Source organism: Streptomyces sp. NPDC048111, assembly GCF_043202815.1.
Lineage (GTDB): Bacteria > Actinomycetota > Actinomycetes > Streptomycetales > Streptomycetaceae > Streptomyces.
In genome coordinates this window covers 161,147-177,830 of the sequence record NZ_JBIDBD010000011.1, presented here as the reverse complement: position 1 = coordinate 177,830, position 16,684 = coordinate 161,147, and the positions used below count along the sequence as shown (strand labels likewise).

The window sequence follows — 16,684 nt, the reverse complement described above, 5'->3', positions numbered from 1 at the left end:
GCGCGCCCAAGCCCCTCCGGGCGCACCACCGGCCAAGCCCTTCCGCATGCGCCGGCCAGGCCCGTCCGCGTGCACAGACCAAGCCCCTTCAAGGCGTACCGGCGCCTACCGCACCGTGGGCCAGCCCGGGTCGAGGGCGAGCGTCCGCAGTTCGCCCACGGTCAGGGCGGGGTCGGTGCGGGTGGCGGGCCGGCTCTGGTTGCCGGTGTTGAAGGCCGAGACGACGACCCGCAGCCCGTCGGCGCGTACGGTGTCGACGGTCCACTGGACCACCCCGGCACCGCCCTTCTCGCCGGCGCCCTGGTCGACGCCCACCCGGGTGCCGTCCGGCAGCGTCGAGACCGAGCCCCGCGGGGAGACGTCCGACATCCGGGGCTGCACATTGATCTGCACCAGGCTGCGCCCCCTGCCGTCGTCGACCACGACGAAGGCGTAGCCCTCCTGGTTGCCGCGCTCGACCACCTTCAGGCCCCGCCCGGCGGGCAGCAGCGCGGCCAGCCGCTTCTCGACCGCGGTGCCCGAGGGCTGGCCGCCGGCGGGCGGCTTCGGCTTGCCGGGCGCGTCGAGGCCCTCCGCGATGGTGCGCCACTGGGGCGCGGTGACCAGCGCCGTGAGCTGGGCGACGGTGAGCGGCGGGCTCTCGCGGGTGGTCGCGGCGCCCTTCTCGGCGGGCGCGTTCCACTCGCTCACGTCCACGAGGGCGCCCTGGGGGCTGAGCAGCACGGCCCGCCAGTCCTTCGTCGGCTCGCGCCGGTCGGGGTATTCATAGCCCTGGAGCAGCATGAGCCGGGACCCGTCGGCGAGCTTCTCGGCCGTGCAGGCGTCGTAGTCCACGAAGGCCTTCGCGGGGCAGACGACCTGCTGTCCGCCGGCGTCGTCGGCGGGATCGACCCGGCCGACCGACAGCGCGACGGCCCCCGCGCCCTTGCCGTCGTCGAACACCGCGGACACGGCGGGCGTACCCGCCCCCGGCACGTCCGGGTTCGGCGGGTCGCCAGGCCCGCGGCCCTGGGCGCCGGTGACCGTGCCGGGAGGCAACAGGGACTTGAGGAGCTCGACCATCCGCGCCCCGTCCACGGCCCCGCCCGCCGGATGTGTGGGCGTGGCCGGGCCCGCCACCGAGGCGCCGCTCGGGGCGGCCTCGTCGCCGACCAGACCCGCCGCGTAGGCGCCGCCGAGCCCGACGGTCGCGAGCGCCAGCACACTCCCGGTGACCGCGGCCGTACGGCGCCGGGCCAGCCGGCGGCGCCCGCGGACCAGCCCCGACTCCACCAGGTCGCGTCGGTCGCCGAGTTCGAAACTGTCCCCGGTGCGGCGCATGGCCTCGCCGAGCCGATCCTCAAAGGGCATGGCGAACCACACCTTCCTGTTCTGGTTGCGATCGTTGGTCGCTGGTGGACAGAGGTACGGGGCATCGTTGGATGCCGGTGGACGGAGGTACGGGGCGGAGCGCGGCGGACGCCGCCGGCGCCGCGGCCGGGCGTGCGGGGCAGGCCGGGCCTGGCCTGGGCCCCAACTGCGCTACACACCAGTCCACTTGACGCTAGCGGCCCGCATACTCGGCCAGGGAGCCGCCGAGCCGCTCGCGGAGCTTGGCGAGGGCGCGCACGGAGCGGGTGCGGACGGCCGCCGAGCTCACGTTCATGGCGTCCGCCGTCTCCTCGATGCTGCGGTCCTCCCAATAGCGGAGCACGATGACCGCCCGGTCCTTGGGTGCCAGCTCGCCGAGCGCGTCGAGCAGCGCGATGCGCAGGTCCGGGTCGCCGCCCGGGACGGCCGGACGGTCGGGGAGTTCGCCGAGGGGGCGCTCCGTGGACGAGCGGCGCCGGCGGTGCGTGAGGAAGGTCCGCACGAGCACCGTCTGCGCATAGGCCGCCGGATTGTCGATCCGGGCAACCCGCCCCCACAGCGCGTACATCCGGCCCAGCGTCTCCTGCACCAGATCCTCGGCGAGATGAATGTCCCCGCTGGTCAGCAGACACGCCGACCGGAAGAGCTGCCCCGCGCGCCCCGCCGCGAACTCCCTGAACTGCTCCGCGCGCACCATGCGCCCGCCCCCTTCCCCCCTGCCCCACGGACCGCCCCGCCCCCGCCCGCCCCTCGCCATTCCCCCTACACCCCACCGACGCGACAGCCTCCGCAGAATGTTTCACCCGGATTTTCGCGGGTGGACCGGAGGTCTCTGCGGGCGGACCGGAGGTCTCTGCGGGCGGACCGAGCGGACGCCGAGTGGCCCGGCGGGGCGCCCCTCAGACGCCGTACACCCCGAACTCGGCACCGAACTCGTCCGGGTATCCGGTCCACTTGAGACTGTCGGGGAGATGCGCCATGTCGTTGTGAAGCAGCACGGCGGCGGGCCGGTCGGGGGCGTAACGGATCACGGTGAGACCGGTGTTGGCGTGGTGGGAGCCGATCCAGCGCCAGCTCGGGGCGTCCAGCGCCGAGCGCACCAGCCAGCCGATGAGGAAGCTGTGGGTGATGACCAGTTCATGGCGCGGGGCGGTGCCGGGGACGGGCCCGGTGCAGTGGGCCATGGCCTGGCGCAACAGTGCGGCACCGCTTTCACGCTCGCCCGGCTCGGGGGCGCCGAGGAAGGTGAGGATGCGGTCGGCGTGGGTGTCGGGGAGTTCGGCGCGCTCCGGCCAGTACGGCACGTAGTCGCCGGCCCAGTCGGCCTCTCGCGCGACCACACCGTCCAGCGCGCCGGCCACGAGCCGCGCGGTCTCGGCGGCCCTGCCCAGGGGCCCGTGGTGGACGGCGTCCCACGGCACCGGGGCGAGGCGCCGCCCGAGCAGCTCGGCCTGGCGCCGCCCGGCATCAGTGAGGGCGGGGCCCTCGTGCCCGGCGTCCGCGTGCCGGGCGAGGTAGAGATAGCGGGTGGCGGTGGGCTCTGGCACGCGTTGGCTCCATGGGGTGGGAAGTGGACATCTGATCTTCAGTATCGGGAAGTTGACCGACACCCGCTGTCGCGGCCGTCACCCCGGACGTCAGCCCGCCCCCGTCGGACCGGCCCCACCGATCCGTCCTCCGCCGGTCAGCTCGCAGCCGGCGGCCACCGCACGACAGAACCTGAAACTTGTTCACTTTCCATTGACAGGCCGCCCCTCCGGCCCCAAAAGTTCCTCCATGACGCCGCCGCTCCCGCAATCGTCGCTGCCCGCCTTCCCGCCCGGTTTCCTGTGGGGGGTGTCCACCTCCGCGTTCCAGATCGAGGGCGCCGTGGACACCGACGGCCGGGCCCCCTCCGTCTGGGACGCGTTCACCGGGGAACCCGGCCGGATCAAGGACGGGTCCCACGCGAAGGTGAGCACCGACCATTACCACCGCTACCGCGAGGACGTCGGCCTGATGGCCCAACTGGGCGTCGGGGCCTATCGGTTCTCGATCTCCTGGTCGCGGGTCCAGCCCGCCGGCGAGGGTCCCGTCAACCAGCGGGGCCTGGACTTCTACGACCGTCTCGTCGACGAGCTGTGCGCCGCCGGGATCACCCCCGTCCCCACCCTGTTCCACTGGGACACACCGCTCGCCCTGGAGGAGCGCGGCGGCTGGCTCGACCGGGACACCGCCCACCGCTTCGCCTCGTACGCCTCGATCGTGGCCGAGCGCCTGGCCGACCGGGTGCCGCGCTGGATCACCCTCAACGAGCCGGCCGAGATCACCCTCCTCGGATACGGGCTCGGGGAGCACGCGCCGGGCAAGCGCCTGATCTTCGACGCGCTGCCCGTCGCTCACCACCAACTCCTCGCCCACGGCCTGGGAGTCGGGGCGCTGCGGGCGGCCGGGGCGCGGGAGATCGGCATCGCCGCGTCGCACAGTCCGGTGTGGACGGCGGGGGACGGTGCGGAGGACCGGGCGGCGGCCGAGCTCTACGACACGCTGATGAACCGCCTCTTCGCCGATCCGATCCTGACGGGCGCCTACCCCGAGGGCTGGGCCGACCTGATGCCGGGCCCGGTCGCCGACGACCTGGCGGTCATCTCGGCCCCGCTGGACTGGTACGGGATCAACTACTACAACCCGGCCCTGGTGGGCGCCCCGAGGCCGGACGCCGTGACCAGCCTCGCCGGCATCGACCTGCCGCCGGACCTGCCGTTCGGCCTGCACGAGATCGAGGGCCGCGACCGCACGGACTTCGGCTGGCCCGTGGTCCCCGAAGGCCTGCACGAGCTGCTGGTCACCTTCCGTACCCGCTACGGCAGTTCGCTTCCGCCGCTCGTCATCACGGAGAACGGCTGCTCGTACGGGGACGGTCCCGATCCGGCGGACGGCGGCCGGGTGGCCGACGCCCGCCGGATCGCGTACCACGACGGCCATCTGCGCGCCCTGCACCGGGCGATGGCGGAGGGGGTGGACGTGCGCGGCTACTTCATCTGGTCGCTCCTGGACAACTTCGAGTGGGCGGAGGGGTATCGGCAGCGCTTCGGCCTCGTCCACGTCGACTACGCGACGCTGACCCGCACGCCGAAGGACTCCTACGCCTGGTACCGGGACGTCATCCGGGGCGGCGGCGCGGGGGCGGGGCGGCGCCCGGATGCGGCCGGGGGCGGGCGGTGACGGCCGGGCCCGGGGCCAGAGCCCCGGGCGCCCCGGCGCGAGCCGTGGCCGGGGAGCCGGGCGGGCGCTGGGTGGGGGCGCTTTCGCTGGCGAACCTCGGAGTGTGGGTCGGCTGGTTCGGCCCCCTGCAACTGCTCCTGGCCCGCCAGGCCGACCACTTCACCCCGGACCACAAGGCCTCAACCCTGGCACTGGTCACGGGACTTGGCGCTGCGGTGTCGATGGTGGCGAACCCGGTGTTCGGCGCGCTGTCGGACCGTACGACGGCCCGGGTGGGGCGGCGCGTCCCGTGGGTGGTGGCGGGCGGCGCGGGCGGGGTCGCGGGGCTGCTGGTGCTGGCGTGGGCGCCGTCGGTCGCGGTGATGGCGGCGGGCTGGTGCCTGGTGCAGCTGGCCCTGAACGCCTCGTTCGCCGCGCTGACGGCGGCGGTCCCGGACCAGGTGCCGCACCGTCGGCGCGGCATGGTGGGGGGCTGGCTCGGGGTGTCGCAGGTGGGCGGCATCCTGGTGGGCACGGCGCTCGCGACGGTGGCGGGCGGGGTGGCGGCGGGCTATGCGGCGTGCGCCGCGTTCTCCTTCGCGGCGATCCTCCCGTACGTCCTGGCCCGCCGGGACACCGCACTGGCCAAGGGGCTACAACCCCCTTTCGCCTGGCGGGAGTTCCTCTCCGGGTTCTGGATCAGTCCGCGCCGCTTCCCGGACTTCGGCTGGGCGTGGCTGACGCGCTTCCTGATGAACCTGTCGTACTCGATCAGCACGATGTACCTCCTGTACTACCTGACCGACGCGGTGCACTACCCGGGCGACGCGGACACCGGCGTGCTGATCCTGACCGCGCTGGACGCGGTGACGCTGCTCGGCACGGTGGTGGTGAGCGGCATCTGGTCGGACCGTACGGGCCGGCGCAAGGTCTTCGTCGTCTGGTCCGGCCTGGTGATCTCGGCGGCGACGCTGCTGCTCGCGGTGTGGCAGACGTGGACCGGCGCGGTGGTGGCCTCGCTGGTGCTGGGGGTCGGCTACGGGGTGTACACCTCGGTGGACTTCGCCCTCATGACCGACGTCCTGCCGAGCGCCGCGGACCGGGGCCGCGACCTGGGAGTGATCAACACAGCCAACGCCCTCCCCCAGGTCCTGGCCCCCGCACTGGCGGCCCCGGTAGTGACCCACCTGGGCGGCTACACCGCGCTGTACGTACTGGCGGGGGCGATCGGGGTGGCGGGGTCGGTGCTGGTGGGGCGGATTCGGGGGGTGGGGTGAGGGGGCCCGGGCAATAGCGGCGCCGGCTCAGGCAGCCGGGGTCAGTGCCAGGAGGAGGGGCTGTGGTAGGCCGGTGTGTGGTGGGGGCGGTGCCAGGGGGCGCGGGGGCGCGGAGGGGGCGTGTGTTGCGGGGTGGTGCGGGTTGCCAGGACCGCTATCAGCGCGGCGAGTTCCTCGGGAGTGGGCGTGCCGTGGATGACGCGGAGGTCCCCCTCGTCCATCTGCTGCTCCTTCGCGGCGCACACCGGGCCGGATTGCCGTGCTTGCGGGGCGGGCGGGTCCGCGGGCTGGGGGGGCAGCCGTGCGGAAAGGGGGGCAGCCGTCGCGGGAAGGGGCCCGTGGCTTCCGGGGCGCTTCAGCGGGCGCGCGGTCGGGCCTCCTTCGCCGGGCTCCTGGCGGGTCCGGCGAAGGAAGCGGCAGTGACGTGCGGGGAGCGCTCGGCCCGGGGCCGGGCTCCGGAGGGGGCTTCGTGCTGCATCGTGAGATTCCAGGAATTCACGAGCGACCGAGGTCAGCCGACCGGCGTCTCGTTGTTCGCGAGGAGCCTGCGGTATTCCTTGGCGTTCAGCACGAGGTCCTCGTCCAGCGGCTCGAAGATCATGCCGTAGACCGAGTGGAAGCCCTGGTAGTCGAGCTGGCAGAACGCCAGCGTCTGGGCGACCGGGGCGAGGTAGTCCTCAAGGGTGCGGCGGGCGAGGCCCTCCGCGGTGTAGGTCTCCAGGGTGCTGCCGACCGTGACGGCCAGCCACGCCTTCTTGCCCTGCAGCGCCGAGGCGGAGCCGTCGAAGGTGAAGGCGAACCCGTGCACCAGCACCGCGTCGAACCACGCCTTGAGCAGCGGCGGCACGTTGTACCAGTAGACCGGGAACTGGAGGACGACGGTGTCGTGCTCGCGCAGGAGCTCCTGCTCGCGTGCCGTATCGACCTTGAAGTCGGGGTAGCTCTGGTACAGGTCGTGGACGGTGACGTTGTCCAGGTCCTTGATCCCGTCGAGCCAGGTGGCGTTGCCGCGGGACTCGGCGAGGTTCGGGTGGGCGACAATGACGAGCGTGCGATTGGTGGTCACTGAGGGGTCCATTTCTGTGTAGGACGCGAACCCGTGCGCGCCGTCACTGTCCATGCTGGCGAGCGGGTCGGATCGGCCGTGGCCGCGGCCATTCGTTTTGCCTGGGCGCCGCGCAGAGCGATCGTTTCGATCGTGCGGCTGTGTCTCTTCAAGTAAAAGTGGTCGTCGACCCGAGCGGTATTTATCACGCGGAATTGACGGACTCGTTCCATCAGCGGCCCCCTTCGTGGGGGATATTCACGCATCCCTTGCCCTCAGGGTTTCGATATGGCCGTGAATATCTCGTTGTGCCTGGATTTGGGGCCAGGGCGCGCGAAGGGTGGGGCGGGGCGCGGGCTTCCTGCGGGCCGGCTCTGGAGGACCGGCCCGCACGGGGTCACGGCGTGAGGAGTTCGCACTCCTTGATGACCAGCACCGTTCCGTCCTCGCTGAAGACCCGGCACTCCCCCTTGACCGTGACGGGGACACCCAGCGGCACGCTGCGCACGAGCCGGAACGATTCCTTGATGCGGTGGTCGAACGGCAGCACGAAGATGGCGAGGTGGGGGCCGCCGGGGACGTCCGAGACGTCCACCACGGGCGTCCCGTACTGGCTCTCGCCCGTCCTGATGGAGACTCCCTCAAGGGTGAGGTACTTGCCGTAGTACGCGCGCTCGGCGGCGGCGCGGTCCGCGGTGAACTCGTCGTGGAGATCCCGGATGTTCATGGGTTGCTGCCCTCTCTGGAGTCGCATGGGTCTGGTGGTGTGGCGCGGTCCTGCTGCGTCGCGTGGTCCTGCTGTGTCGCGCGGTCCTGCTGCGTCGCGTGGCGGGTCACTGCCCGATGGTGTTGAGTGCGTCGATCGCCTCGTCGGGCAGGTGCAGGTCGGCCGCGGCGATGTTCTCCCGCAGGTGCGCGACGCTGGACGTTCCCGGGATCAGCACCATCGACGGCGAGCGCCGCAGCAGCCAGGCGAGCGCCACTTGCTGTTCCGAGGCGCCGACGCGGCGCGCCACGTCGCGCAGGATCCGTGAGCGCAGCGGGTCGAACGCGCCCCCCAGGGGGAAGAACGCGGCATAGGCGATGTTCTCCTCGGCGCAGCGGTCGACCAGGTCGTCGTCGGCCCGGTCGACCAGGTTGTACCTGTTCTGCACGCAGACCACGGGCGCGATCGACTGGGCCTGGGTGAGCTGGGCGCCGGTGATCCCGCTGAGGCCGAGGTGGCGGATCAGGCCCTGCTCGCGCAGGTCGGCCAGGGCGCCGAACGGCTCGGCGACGGAGGACCCGTCGCCGTCGAACGAGGCCGTGCGCAGGTTGACCACGTCCAGACTCTCCAGGCCGAGGTGCCGGAGGTTCTCGTGGACCTGGGCCTTGAGGTCGGCCGGATCCAAGGAGGTGATCCAGCCGCCGGTGGCGCTGCGGCGGACGCCGACCTTCGTGACGATGTGCAGCGTGGCCGGATAGGGGTGCAGGGCCTCTTTGATCAGCTCGTTGACGACGGCCGGCCCGTAGAAGTCGCTGGTGTCGATGTGGGTGATGCCGAGCTCGACCGCCGCACGCAGCACGGCGACCGCCCGCGTGCGGTCCTTGGGCGGGCCGAAGACGCCGGGACCGGTCAGCTGCATCGCGCCGTATCCCATCCGCGTGATGGTCAGGTCGTCTGCGAGGGTTAACGTCTGCGGGGTGGGGTCACTCATCGAAAGGGCCTCTCGGGTCTGCTCGCGGCATCGTTGCCGGTCGCGCGGCGCGTCCATCGGGCTGGGTCCGCGGTGGGCCGCGGAGGCGGAGACGCGGGTCGGGTGGCCGCGGGCGTGCGCCCCCGGCCACCCGACTGACAGAAAACGAGCGGGCCTTGACTGTTTGGCGAAAGCTTCGCCAATTCATGAACAATCAATGTTCTTGCGCGATACCGCTCCGCACTTTCCCACCGTCCGGAACACCGTGCGGATACTAGCGGCACGCCGGCGGTTCATGCGACGGATGCCGCCGGATTGTTCCCGACGGCCGCCTCGACGGCTTCGTCCCGCGAAGGGGTCCTGACCGTCGCGAAGTTGAACGCCTTGTCGCGAATCGTGATGGTCCACGAGAGTCCGGACCTCATGCCCACGGTGAGCCCCAGCACGATGATCGGCATGTGCCACTCGTACCGCACGAGTGTGCCCCGGTCCGCCTCGATGTCCGAACCGTCGTGGGCCGAGACATTGCCGTAGTTGTTGACGGCGAAAACATCGGGCGTGGCGACCATCCCCCCGATCCTGGCCCGCCCGGCCTCGATGAAGTCGTCCCGCAGTTCGACGCGGGACAGCAGGTCCATCTGCCGCTGCTCCTCGGCGCGGTAGTAGTCACGGATCTGCATTCCCGAGCCCTGCTCGATGACGCTTCGCGGCACCGTCAGGAACTGGAGCGAATTGCCGAGGGGCAGTTTCGGGGAGTACAGGCTGTTCTTGAGGACGAACATGTTCCCGCTGTCGCGGGCCAGGAAATCCCTGCGCATCCGGTCCAGGAAGGGCCCGATCCTGGTCGGCGGGTCGATGCTTTCGGTGAACGTGACGGGGAGTTCCTTGTTCGCGCCGGAGGGTACGGCCTCCGGGGACGGCAGGAAGTCCGCCAACTCGTCCGCCCGGATGCCCAGTTCGGCGAGACCCTGGGTGATCTGGAAGCCGTCCTCCCGCGTCTTGAGGGTCCTCATCAGCGCCTGGTGGAAACGGAAGGTCTTGTAGCCGTCCTGGAGCGGGAACGGCACGCAGGTGAAGATGCCCTGCCGGTGCGGATCGGAGCGGTAGGTGACGGAAGCGAGCAGGAAACTGTCGTAGTAGCTTTCGTACCTTTCCGCGAGGAGTTCCTGGAAGGACGAGAGCGGGAAGTCCTCCGGGGAGTCGAAGGTGAGTTCCACCAGCCGGCACTTGGAGAAGAGCGGGTTCCCCCGGAAGAAGTGCTTCATGGCCTCCTCGAACTCGGCGAGTTCGAAGGTCCTGTCGACCTTGTACGTGGAGAGCGCCGGGAAGAACTGCGACGCGTCGAGGAACGAGAAGGTGGTCAGGGACAGCCGAAGGACTTTGTCGGCAATGGAGAGGGGCATGGAATTACCTCCGTTAGCTGGTCTGTGCCGGGAAGCGCCGCCGGCGATTTCTCGTCATCACACGCCACATGACGCCCGGGGTGCACAGGGTCGTCGGCGGTTCGAGCAGGTACTGGACTTTCAGGAACTTCTCGGTCACGACCATGTCCGTTTCGGCTGCGGCCAGCACCTTGTCCATATAGGCATTGATGAGTCGCACCGGAAGTGGCCTCGGGCCCTCGATCTGCGGCAGGGCCAGGTCACTGCCGGTCGCCATTTTCCAGGCGACACCGATGGGCTTGGCGGCCTTGCGGAAGAACCGTTGCGCGACCTGGTCCAGGTCGCCCCCGAGCGAATCGCGCAGCGCCATCGCCTGGAGCGAGGCGACCGTCATCCCCTGGGCGTAGATGGGGTTGAAGCTGGATATCGCATCGCCCACCACCAGCAGCCTGCGCGGGAATCGGGTCAGCTTCTCGTAGCGGCGGCGCACGCTCGCCGGGAAGCGGTGCGCGGAGATCTCGCTGAGCGGTTCGGCGTCGCGTATCGCCGCGAAGACGTGGTCGGGCACCAGCGGCCTGGCGAACTCCACCCACCCGGCCGGGTCGGTCGGCGGGTGGTGATCGCGGTAGCCGATCAGCGTCAGGACCCAGCGGCCGTCCTCTTCCTCCAGGAACTCCGCGCCCATGGGGCTCCCCGGAGCGTGCCCGATGATCACGACCTTCTCGCGGCCCATCGAGCCCGGGGCCGGCCGCAGATACCGGCTGGTGTACATGATGTCGACGTCGATGCGCTCCTCGGCCGGCGGCTCGTACCCCATCTCGACCAGCCACTTGGTGGTCCGTCCCGACCGGCCGGTCGCGTCCACCACCAGGTCGGCGAGGATCACGTCCTCCGAGCCGGTGCCCGCGTATCTGACGCGCGCCCCGGTGACCATGCCGTTGTCCGGAGTGGTCTCCAGGCCGGTCACCTGGCACTGGTCGATCAGCTTGATTTTCGCGAGCGCCCCGATACGGGCGCGGAGCCGGCTCTCCAAATGCGGCCGGCTCGGCTGATACGTGCGGGAGAGATCGGCGTACTCGCCTTCCATGCACAGCAAATGCCCGCCCAGTCGCATGCGCAGTTCGGCGGGGCCGTCGATGACGGGTGCGCCGCCGGAGACGAAGTCGTCGAGTATTCCGGGGAACAACTCCTCGAAGATCTTCGCGCCCTTCGAGAGCAGACCATGGGCGTGCCGCCCCTGCGGCACGCCCCGGCGCTGCGTGCGCTGCCCGTCCGGCAATTGGTCACGCTCTATCACCGTCACCCGGTCGAACGCCTCGGAGAGCACCCGGGCGGCCAGCAGACCCGAAATACTCGCACCCAGCACCACCGCATGTTCACCGATACGCTTCACTGGAATTCCTTCTGGTTGGGCGGGTGTCTTGTGTGGGGTATCCCGTGCGTTGTACGGGCGCTCGCGGGCGGTGCCCGAGCGGCGGTTTCGTGAATCCTTCGCCATGGAAATCACCGAGATGTCGGTGCGCACCGCGAACATAAGTGGCCCCCGGCTTGGGCCGCCGCAGGTGGCGCCGTATTGGCCTGTTCGTTCCATGGGGCGCGGCTCGGGTGGCCGAAATTCACGTCCGGGGCGCCCGGCGGCCCGGAGGAGGCGCGCCGGCAGGCGGGCGAGCCAGCAGGCGGGCGGCCGGGCGGACAGGCAGGCGGGCGGACAGGCACGCGGGCCGCCGGGCACGCGGGCTGCCGGGCCGACCCACCCCGCCTTCCCCGGCTCCCCTATATAGAGGCCGACCCCGGAGAGAGGCCACCCCTCTATAGAGAGGCGCCCGCCCCGCCCTCGCCCCACGCCCCGCTCGCGCCCCCACGGACCCCATCGGCCCCACCGGACCTGGCCCCCCGGCCCGCCCCGCACAAGATCCTTTCGCGCCCACCGGGGCAGACTCGCCCCCGCCATGGAGCAGATTCCCCAGACGGTGATATCCGCTGGAATTTTTCGGCCAGACAGTGGTGATCGGCTTCCCGAACCAGCCGCGGGATGGCCAAAATCTCGCATACCCGTCGTGCACGGGAGGGGGGCTCAAGAAAATCTCATGAACCACTGCATGATTGCGCTCTTTCGGCGTTGTCATGATCGATCGTGTCTGCCCCTGTGCGCGCCGTGATCCCGCTTTTCCGGCACTACAGGAAGATCTCATGGTCGACATCTCCGGAACCGCCGAAAAGACCGATACGCTGTCGAGCTCACGCGCCGACGCGGAACTCCGAACGAGCAACCGCGCGATCGTGGCGCAGTACATGAATACCCGCGGGCAGGACCGCCTGCGCCGGCATCTCCTGTTCACCGAGGACGGCACCGGTGGACTCTGGACCACCGAAACCGGAGAGCCCATCGTCATAACGGGCCGGGACCGGCTGGGCGACCACGGGAAATGGTCGCTCAAGTGCTTCCCCGACTGGGTCTGGACCAACGTCGAGATCTTCGACACGCAGGACCCCAATCAGTTCTGGGTCGAATGCGACGGCGAGGGGACGATCCGCTTCGCCGACTATCCGGACGGCCACTACCGCAATCACTTCCTGCATTCCTTCCTGTTCGAGGACGGGAAGATCAAGCGCCAGCGCGAGTTCATGAACCCCTGCCAGCAGTTCAGGGCCCTGGGCATCGCCGTCCCCCAGGTCAAGCGCGCCGACATACCGACCTGAACGCCGTGAGCCGGGCGTCTTCCGTGCCATCAATGGAGAAGGTCGTTATGGGCAACATCCTTGCCGCCACCGAGAGATCCCGGGCGCGCCATCAGCCCGCGTGGGACAACCCCGCACAGGTCGAGCTCGTACGGGCGATGCTGTCGTCCGTCACACCGCTGGTGACCGCGGCGCAGGTGGAGGACCTCCGTTCCCACCTGGCCCGCGTCGCCACCGGCGAGGCGCAGGTACTACAGGCCGGAGACTGCGCGGAGGACCCGGCCGAGTGCACCGCCGAGCACATCAGGAGCAAGACCCGACTCATCGATCTGCTCGCCCAGAACCTGGAGAACGCCACCGGCCGGCCGGTCCTGCGGGTCGGGCGCATCGCGGGGCAGTTCTGCAAGCCCCGCTCCAGCGGGGTCGAAAGGCTCGGCGACGACGAACTCCCGTCCTTCTTCGGGCACATGATCAACGGACCGGAGCCCAGCCAGGAGTGCAGGCGCCCCGATCCGCTGCGCATGCTCACGGGGTACATGGCCGCGCGGGAGATCATGATGCGGCTCGGCTGGGTCGGGGCGCCGCCCCCGCTCGACGGACCTGTCGTCTGGACCAGCCACGAGGCGCTGCTCCTGGACTACGAGACGTCGATGCTCCGGGAACTCGACGGCGGCCGGCACCTGCTCGGCTCCACGCACTGGCCGTGGATCGGCGAGCGGACCCGGCAGATCGACGGGCCGCACGTCGCCCTGCTCGCCCGGGTGGCCAACCCGGTCGCCTGCAAGGTCGGCCCGTCCATGGCCGTCGCCGACGTCGTCGAGCTGTGCGGCCGGCTCGACCCGGAGCGGGAGCCGGGCCGGCTCTCCCTGATCGTGCGGATGGGCGCCGATCTCGTCGCCGACAGGCTGCCGCCGCTCGTCGAAGCCGTGCAGTCGGCCGGGCACCCGGTGATCTGGCTGAGCGACCCGATGCACGGCAACACCGAGTCCGCGGCGGACGGCACCAAGTACCGGCTGGTGGAGACCGTCGCCCGTGAGGTCCGCGGCTTCCGGCGGGTCCTGGACCTGGCCGGTGCCGTGGCCGGGGGCCTGCACCTGGAGGCGACCCCCGACGAGGTGACCGAGTGCGTGCTGGACCCGGCCGAGCTGGGGTCGGGTCCCGTCACCAGCCTGTGCGATCCGCGGCTCAACACCCCCCAGGCCATCAAGGTGGTCTCGGCGTGGTCCGAGTACTGAGATTCCTAGCAAGGGAGCCTTTTGATGACGGGAATACCGCCGATCGCGCCGTACGGACTGCCGCCGAGGGGTGCGCTGCTGGAGAACACCGTGCGCTGGACCGTCGACCCGGACCGGGCGGTGCTGCTCATCCACGACATGCAGAGCTACTTCCTCAAGCCCTTCGAGGACGGCATGCGCGGCGAACTGGTGAGCAACATCGCCGATCTCAAGAAGCGCTGCGGCCGGCTGGGCGTGCCGGTGGCCTACACCGCACAGCCCGGCGGGATGACGGACGGTCAGCGCGGGCTCCTGAAGGACTTCTGGGGTCCGGGCATGTGCACGGACGAGACCGAACGCGCGGTCGTGCCCGAACTGCGGCCCGACGCGGACGACTGGATGAGCACGAAGTGGCGCTACAGCGCGTTCTTCGGGTCCGAGATGCTGAAGCGGATGCGCGCGCTCCATCGCGACCAGCTGATCATCTGCGGCGTCTACGCCCATGTCGGTGTGCTGTCGACCGCGCTGGAGGCCTTCTCCCACGACATCCAGCCCTTCCTGGTCGCCGACGCGCTCGGCGACTTCTCCGCCGCCCACCACCGGCTGACCCTCGAATACGCGGCACGCTGCTGCGCGATGGTGGTCCGCACCGAGGACGTGCTCTCGTGAGCGCGCTGCTCGACCAGGTCCTCGGCCTGGAACTGCCCGCTTTCGCGATCATCCACCGTCCCGAGAGCGGTACCCCCGGCACGCTGGACGTCCTGGCCGGCCGGGTGAGCGAGTACGCGTCGCTGGCCGACATCCCGGTGGCCGACGGCTCCGGGCCCGGCCCCGCGCTCGACACCCTGGTGCTCGTCCCCTACCGGCAGCTGGCCGAGCGCGGTTTCGCCGCGCGGGACGACGGCACGCCCCTGCTCGCGATGGACCTCACCGCGCGCGACACGGTGCCGCTCGCCGAGGCGCTGGCCCGCTTCCCCGAGGTCCCGACCGAACTGACCGGCGGGCACTTCGACTTGGACGACGCGGCCTATGCGCAGATGGTGCGCCGGATCGTCACCGAGGAGATCGGCACCGGCGAGGGCGCCAACTTCGTGATGAAGCGTTCGTTCGTCGCGGACATCGGTGACTACTCGCCGGCGAGCGCCCTGTCGTTCTTCCGGCGGTTGCTGGAGCGCGAGGAGCGGGCCTACTGGACGTTCATCATCCACACCGGGCGCACCACGCTCGTCGGTGCGACGCCGGAGCGCCACGTCTCGCTCGCCGGCGGCACGGCCGTCATGAACCCGATCAGCGGCACCTACCGGTATCCGGCCGGCGGCCCGACCCGGCAGGGGGTCATGGAGTTCCTCGCCGACACCAAGGAGACCGACGAGCTGTACATGGTCCTCGACGAGGAACTGAAGATGATGGCCCGGCTGTGCGAGGACGGGGGGCGCGTCCACGGTCCGTACCTCAAGGAGATGGCGCGGCTGGCGCACACCGAGTACCTGATCGAGGGCCGGACCGGCCGCGACGTGCGGGAGATCCTGCACGAGACAATGTTCGCCCCGACCGTCACCGGGAGCCCGCTGGAGAGCGCCGCCAAGGTCATCCGGCGCCACGAGCCGACCGGGCGCGGCTACTACAGCGGGGTCGCCGCACTGCTCGGACGGGACGCGGGCGGACGGCAGACGCTGGACTCGGCGATCCTGATCCGCACGGCCGACATCGATCCCGGCGGGCGCCTGAACATCGCCGTGGGGGCCACCCTGGTGCGCCACTCCGACCCGATGGCCGAGGCCGCCGAGACCCACATCAAGCTGGCGACCCTGCTGGGCGCGCTCGGGTCCGGCCCGTCGTCCGGCTTCGGGGCCGACCCCGGGGTCCGCTCCGCGCTGGAGCACCGCAACGAGCGGATCGCCGGCTTCTGGCTGCGGGACACCCACGACGGCCCGCCGGCCGGCGCGCTGCTGGACGACATGTCGGTCCTGGTCGTGGACGCGGAGGACACCTTCACCGCGATGCTCGGCCAGCAGCTGCGGTCGCTGGGGCTGTCCGTGGACATCCGCCGCTTCGACGAGCCGTACGACGTGGGGGCCTACGACCTGACGGTCTTCGGCCCCGGCCCGGGCGATCCGCGGCTGACCTCCCACCCCAAGATCGTCAAGCTGCGGGAGTCGATCGACGCCGTGCTGGCGAGCCGCCGGCCGATGCTGGCGGTGTGTCTGAGCCATCAGGTGCTCAGCACCCGGCTGGGTTTCCCTCTGCACCGCCGCGAGGTGCCCAACCAGGGCGTGCAGCGGGAGATCGAACTGTTCGGCGTGCGCGAACGCGTGGGCTTCTACAACACGTTCGCCGCGCACAGCGCGGTGAGCAAGCGGGTGGTCGACGGGATCGGCGAGGTCGAGGTGAGCCGCGACCAGGAGAGCGGCGAGGTGAACGCGCTGCGCGGGCCGGGCTTCGCCTCCGTCCAGTTCCACGCCGAGTCGGTGCTCACCGTGGACGGCCCGCGCATCATCCGTGAGGCGATCCACGGGGTGATGGGCCGATGAGGGTGACCGTCGCCTGGTGGGACCTGGCCGACTCGCAGCAGACCGTCGACTCCCTGGAACAAGATCTCCGCGACGGCTCCGTCGAGCCGTGGCGCGAGGTCGAGGGGCTGCGCCTGAAGCTGTGGATCGCCGACCGGGAACGCGGCCGGTGGGGCGCGGTCATGTGGTGGGACTCGGCCGCCGCGGCCGAGCAGCCGCTGCCGCCCAACCGGGCGGCCGAACTCATCGGGTACGCACCCGAGCACCGCGTCGGCTTCGACGTGGCGGCGGTGGCCGAGGGGATCGACCTTTCGGGCCCCGCCTTCTCCGCCCTACCCCCGGCACCCGCACGAGCCCCGGAGCACTGA

Annotated in this window: 16 protein-coding genes; 7 read left to right on the top strand and 9 right to left on the bottom strand. The window is 70.8% G+C overall.

Going from position 1 to position 16,684, the window contains the following annotated elements; all coding sequences use genetic code 11:
• Nucleotides 1-105 precede the first annotated feature (105 nt).
• The 3 genes from ACGF3I_RS20035 to ACGF3I_RS20025 form a co-directional block, all read right to left on the bottom strand.
• The gene (locus ACGF3I_RS20035) at nucleotides 106-1,350 is read right to left on the bottom strand and encodes a hypothetical protein (protein ID WP_393133815.1); all 1,245 of its coding nucleotides are present in this window, start codon (nucleotides 1,348-1,350) and stop codon (nucleotides 106-108) included.
• A gap of 193 nt (nucleotides 1,351-1,543) precedes the next feature.
• Complete coding sequence (locus tag ACGF3I_RS20030; RefSeq protein WP_393133813.1) at nucleotides 1,544-2,047, bottom strand: SigE family RNA polymerase sigma factor; 504 nt, start codon at nucleotides 2,045-2,047, stop codon at nucleotides 1,544-1,546.
• 202 nt (nucleotides 2,048-2,249) lie between these two features.
• Nucleotides 2,250-2,897 carry a histidine phosphatase family protein gene (locus tag ACGF3I_RS20025; RefSeq protein ID WP_393133812.1) on the bottom strand — a complete coding sequence of 216 codons (648 nt, stop codon included), beginning with the start codon at nucleotides 2,895-2,897 and terminating at the stop codon, nucleotides 2,250-2,252.
• Nucleotides 2,898-3,126: 229 nt separating this feature from the next.
• Between ACGF3I_RS20025 and ACGF3I_RS20020 the strand changes: the two genes are divergently transcribed.
• Both ACGF3I_RS20020 and ACGF3I_RS20015 read left to right on the top strand, forming a co-directional pair.
• Nucleotides 3,127-4,554, top strand: a complete 1,428-nt coding sequence (locus ACGF3I_RS20020) for a GH1 family beta-glucosidase (RefSeq protein WP_393133810.1) — start codon at nucleotides 3,127-3,129, stop codon at nucleotides 4,552-4,554.
• A 44-nt stretch (nucleotides 4,555-4,598) separates the two neighbouring features.
• On the top strand, nucleotides 4,599-5,810 hold the full coding sequence (locus ACGF3I_RS20015) for an MFS transporter (RefSeq protein ID WP_393133808.1): 1,212 nt from the start codon (nucleotides 4,599-4,601) through the stop codon (nucleotides 5,808-5,810).
• 41 nt (nucleotides 5,811-5,851) lie between these two features.
• On the opposite strand, the gene ACGF3I_RS20010 is transcribed toward ACGF3I_RS20015, so the two are convergent.
• The 6 genes from ACGF3I_RS20010 to ACGF3I_RS19985 all read right to left on the bottom strand — a co-directional run bounded on the left by ACGF3I_RS20010 (nucleotide 5,852) and on the right by ACGF3I_RS19985 (nucleotide 11,306).
• A complete protein-coding gene (locus tag ACGF3I_RS20010; RefSeq protein ID WP_393133806.1) occupies nucleotides 5,852-6,031 on the bottom strand; it encodes an acyl-CoA carboxylase subunit epsilon in 180 nt (59 codons plus the stop codon).
• 290 nt (nucleotides 6,032-6,321) lie between these two features.
• A complete protein-coding gene (locus tag ACGF3I_RS20005) occupies nucleotides 6,322-6,876 on the bottom strand; it encodes an NAD(P)H-dependent oxidoreductase (protein ID WP_393133804.1) in 555 nt (184 codons plus the stop codon).
• A 376-nt stretch (nucleotides 6,877-7,252) separates the two neighbouring features.
• Nucleotides 7,253-7,609: a hypothetical protein gene (locus tag ACGF3I_RS20000; RefSeq protein WP_393133802.1), complete on the bottom strand. Its 357-nt coding sequence runs from the start codon at nucleotides 7,607-7,609 to the stop codon at nucleotides 7,253-7,255.
• A 79-nt stretch (nucleotides 7,610-7,688) separates the two neighbouring features.
• A complete protein-coding gene (locus tag ACGF3I_RS19995) occupies nucleotides 7,689-8,552 on the bottom strand; it encodes an oxidoreductase (protein WP_393133800.1) in 864 nt (287 codons plus the stop codon).
• 272 nt (nucleotides 8,553-8,824) lie between these two features.
• On the bottom strand, nucleotides 8,825-9,934 hold the full coding sequence (locus ACGF3I_RS19990; protein ID WP_393133798.1) for a hypothetical protein: 1,110 nt from the start codon (nucleotides 9,932-9,934) through the stop codon (nucleotides 8,825-8,827).
• 13 nt (nucleotides 9,935-9,947) lie between these two features.
• On the bottom strand, nucleotides 9,948-11,306 hold the full coding sequence (locus tag ACGF3I_RS19985) for an FAD-dependent oxidoreductase (protein WP_393133796.1): 1,359 nt from the start codon (nucleotides 11,304-11,306) through the stop codon (nucleotides 9,948-9,950).
• 797 nt (nucleotides 11,307-12,103) lie between these two features.
• Between ACGF3I_RS19985 and ACGF3I_RS19980 the strand changes: the two genes are divergently transcribed.
• From ACGF3I_RS19980 to ACGF3I_RS19960, 5 genes are read left to right on the top strand one after another with little or no spacing between them, the layout of a single operon-like run.
• Nucleotides 12,104-12,613 carry a PhzA/PhzB family protein gene (locus ACGF3I_RS19980; RefSeq protein ID WP_393133794.1) on the top strand — a complete coding sequence of 170 codons (510 nt, stop codon included), beginning with the start codon at nucleotides 12,104-12,106 and terminating at the stop codon, nucleotides 12,611-12,613.
• 47 nt (nucleotides 12,614-12,660) lie between these two features.
• Nucleotides 12,661-13,827, top strand: a complete 1,167-nt coding sequence (locus ACGF3I_RS19975) for a 3-deoxy-7-phosphoheptulonate synthase (RefSeq protein ID WP_393133856.1) — start codon at nucleotides 12,661-12,663, stop codon at nucleotides 13,825-13,827.
• A 24-nt stretch (nucleotides 13,828-13,851) separates the two neighbouring features.
• The gene (locus tag ACGF3I_RS19970; RefSeq protein ID WP_393133792.1) at nucleotides 13,852-14,475 is read left to right on the top strand and encodes an isochorismatase family protein; all 624 of its coding nucleotides are present in this window, start codon (nucleotides 13,852-13,854) and stop codon (nucleotides 14,473-14,475) included.
• Entirely contained in the window at nucleotides 14,472-16,337 is a 1,866-nt protein-coding gene (locus ACGF3I_RS19965; protein WP_393133790.1) for an anthranilate synthase family protein, read from the top strand. The genes ACGF3I_RS19970 and ACGF3I_RS19965 overlap by 4 nt, the downstream gene beginning before the upstream one ends.
• Nucleotides 16,334-16,684 (top strand): hypothetical protein, encoded by a 351-nt coding sequence (locus tag ACGF3I_RS19960; protein WP_393133788.1) that lies wholly within the window; start codon nucleotides 16,334-16,336, stop codon nucleotides 16,682-16,684. Before ACGF3I_RS19965 ends, ACGF3I_RS19960 begins: the two co-directional genes overlap by 4 nt.

Excerpts from the sequence above, each read along its gene's own strand:
- ACGF3I_RS20035 (WP_393133815.1), bottom strand. The coding sequence starts at position 1,350 with ATGCCCTTTGAGGATCGGCTCGGCGAGGCCATGCGCCGCACCGGGGAC.
- ACGF3I_RS20030 (WP_393133813.1), bottom strand. The coding sequence starts at position 2,047 with ATGGTGCGCGCGGAGCAGTTCAGGGAGTTCGCGGCGGGGCGCGCGGGG.
- ACGF3I_RS20020 (WP_393133810.1), top strand. The coding sequence starts at position 3,127 with ATGACGCCGCCGCTCCCGCAATCGTCGCTGCCCGCCTTCCCGCCCGGT.
- ACGF3I_RS20010 (WP_393133806.1), bottom strand. The coding sequence starts at position 6,031 with ATGGACGAGGGGGACCTCCGCGTCATCCACGGCACGCCCACTCCCGAG.
- ACGF3I_RS20000 (WP_393133802.1), bottom strand. The coding sequence starts at position 7,609 with ATGCGACTCCAGAGAGGGCAGCAACCCATGAACATCCGGGATCTCCAC.
- ACGF3I_RS19995 (WP_393133800.1), bottom strand. The coding sequence starts at position 8,552 with ATGAGTGACCCCACCCCGCAGACGTTAACCCTCGCAGACGACCTGACC.
- ACGF3I_RS19990 (WP_393133798.1), bottom strand. The coding sequence starts at position 9,934 with ATGCCCCTCTCCATTGCCGACAAAGTCCTTCGGCTGTCCCTGACCACC.
- ACGF3I_RS19980 (WP_393133794.1), top strand. The coding sequence starts at position 12,104 with ATGGTCGACATCTCCGGAACCGCCGAAAAGACCGATACGCTGTCGAGC.
- ACGF3I_RS19975 (WP_393133856.1), top strand. The coding sequence starts at position 12,661 with ATGGGCAACATCCTTGCCGCCACCGAGAGATCCCGGGCGCGCCATCAG.
- ACGF3I_RS19970 (WP_393133792.1), top strand. The coding sequence starts at position 13,852 with ATGACGGGAATACCGCCGATCGCGCCGTACGGACTGCCGCCGAGGGGT.
- ACGF3I_RS19960 (WP_393133788.1), top strand. The coding sequence starts at position 16,334 with ATGAGGGTGACCGTCGCCTGGTGGGACCTGGCCGACTCGCAGCAGACC.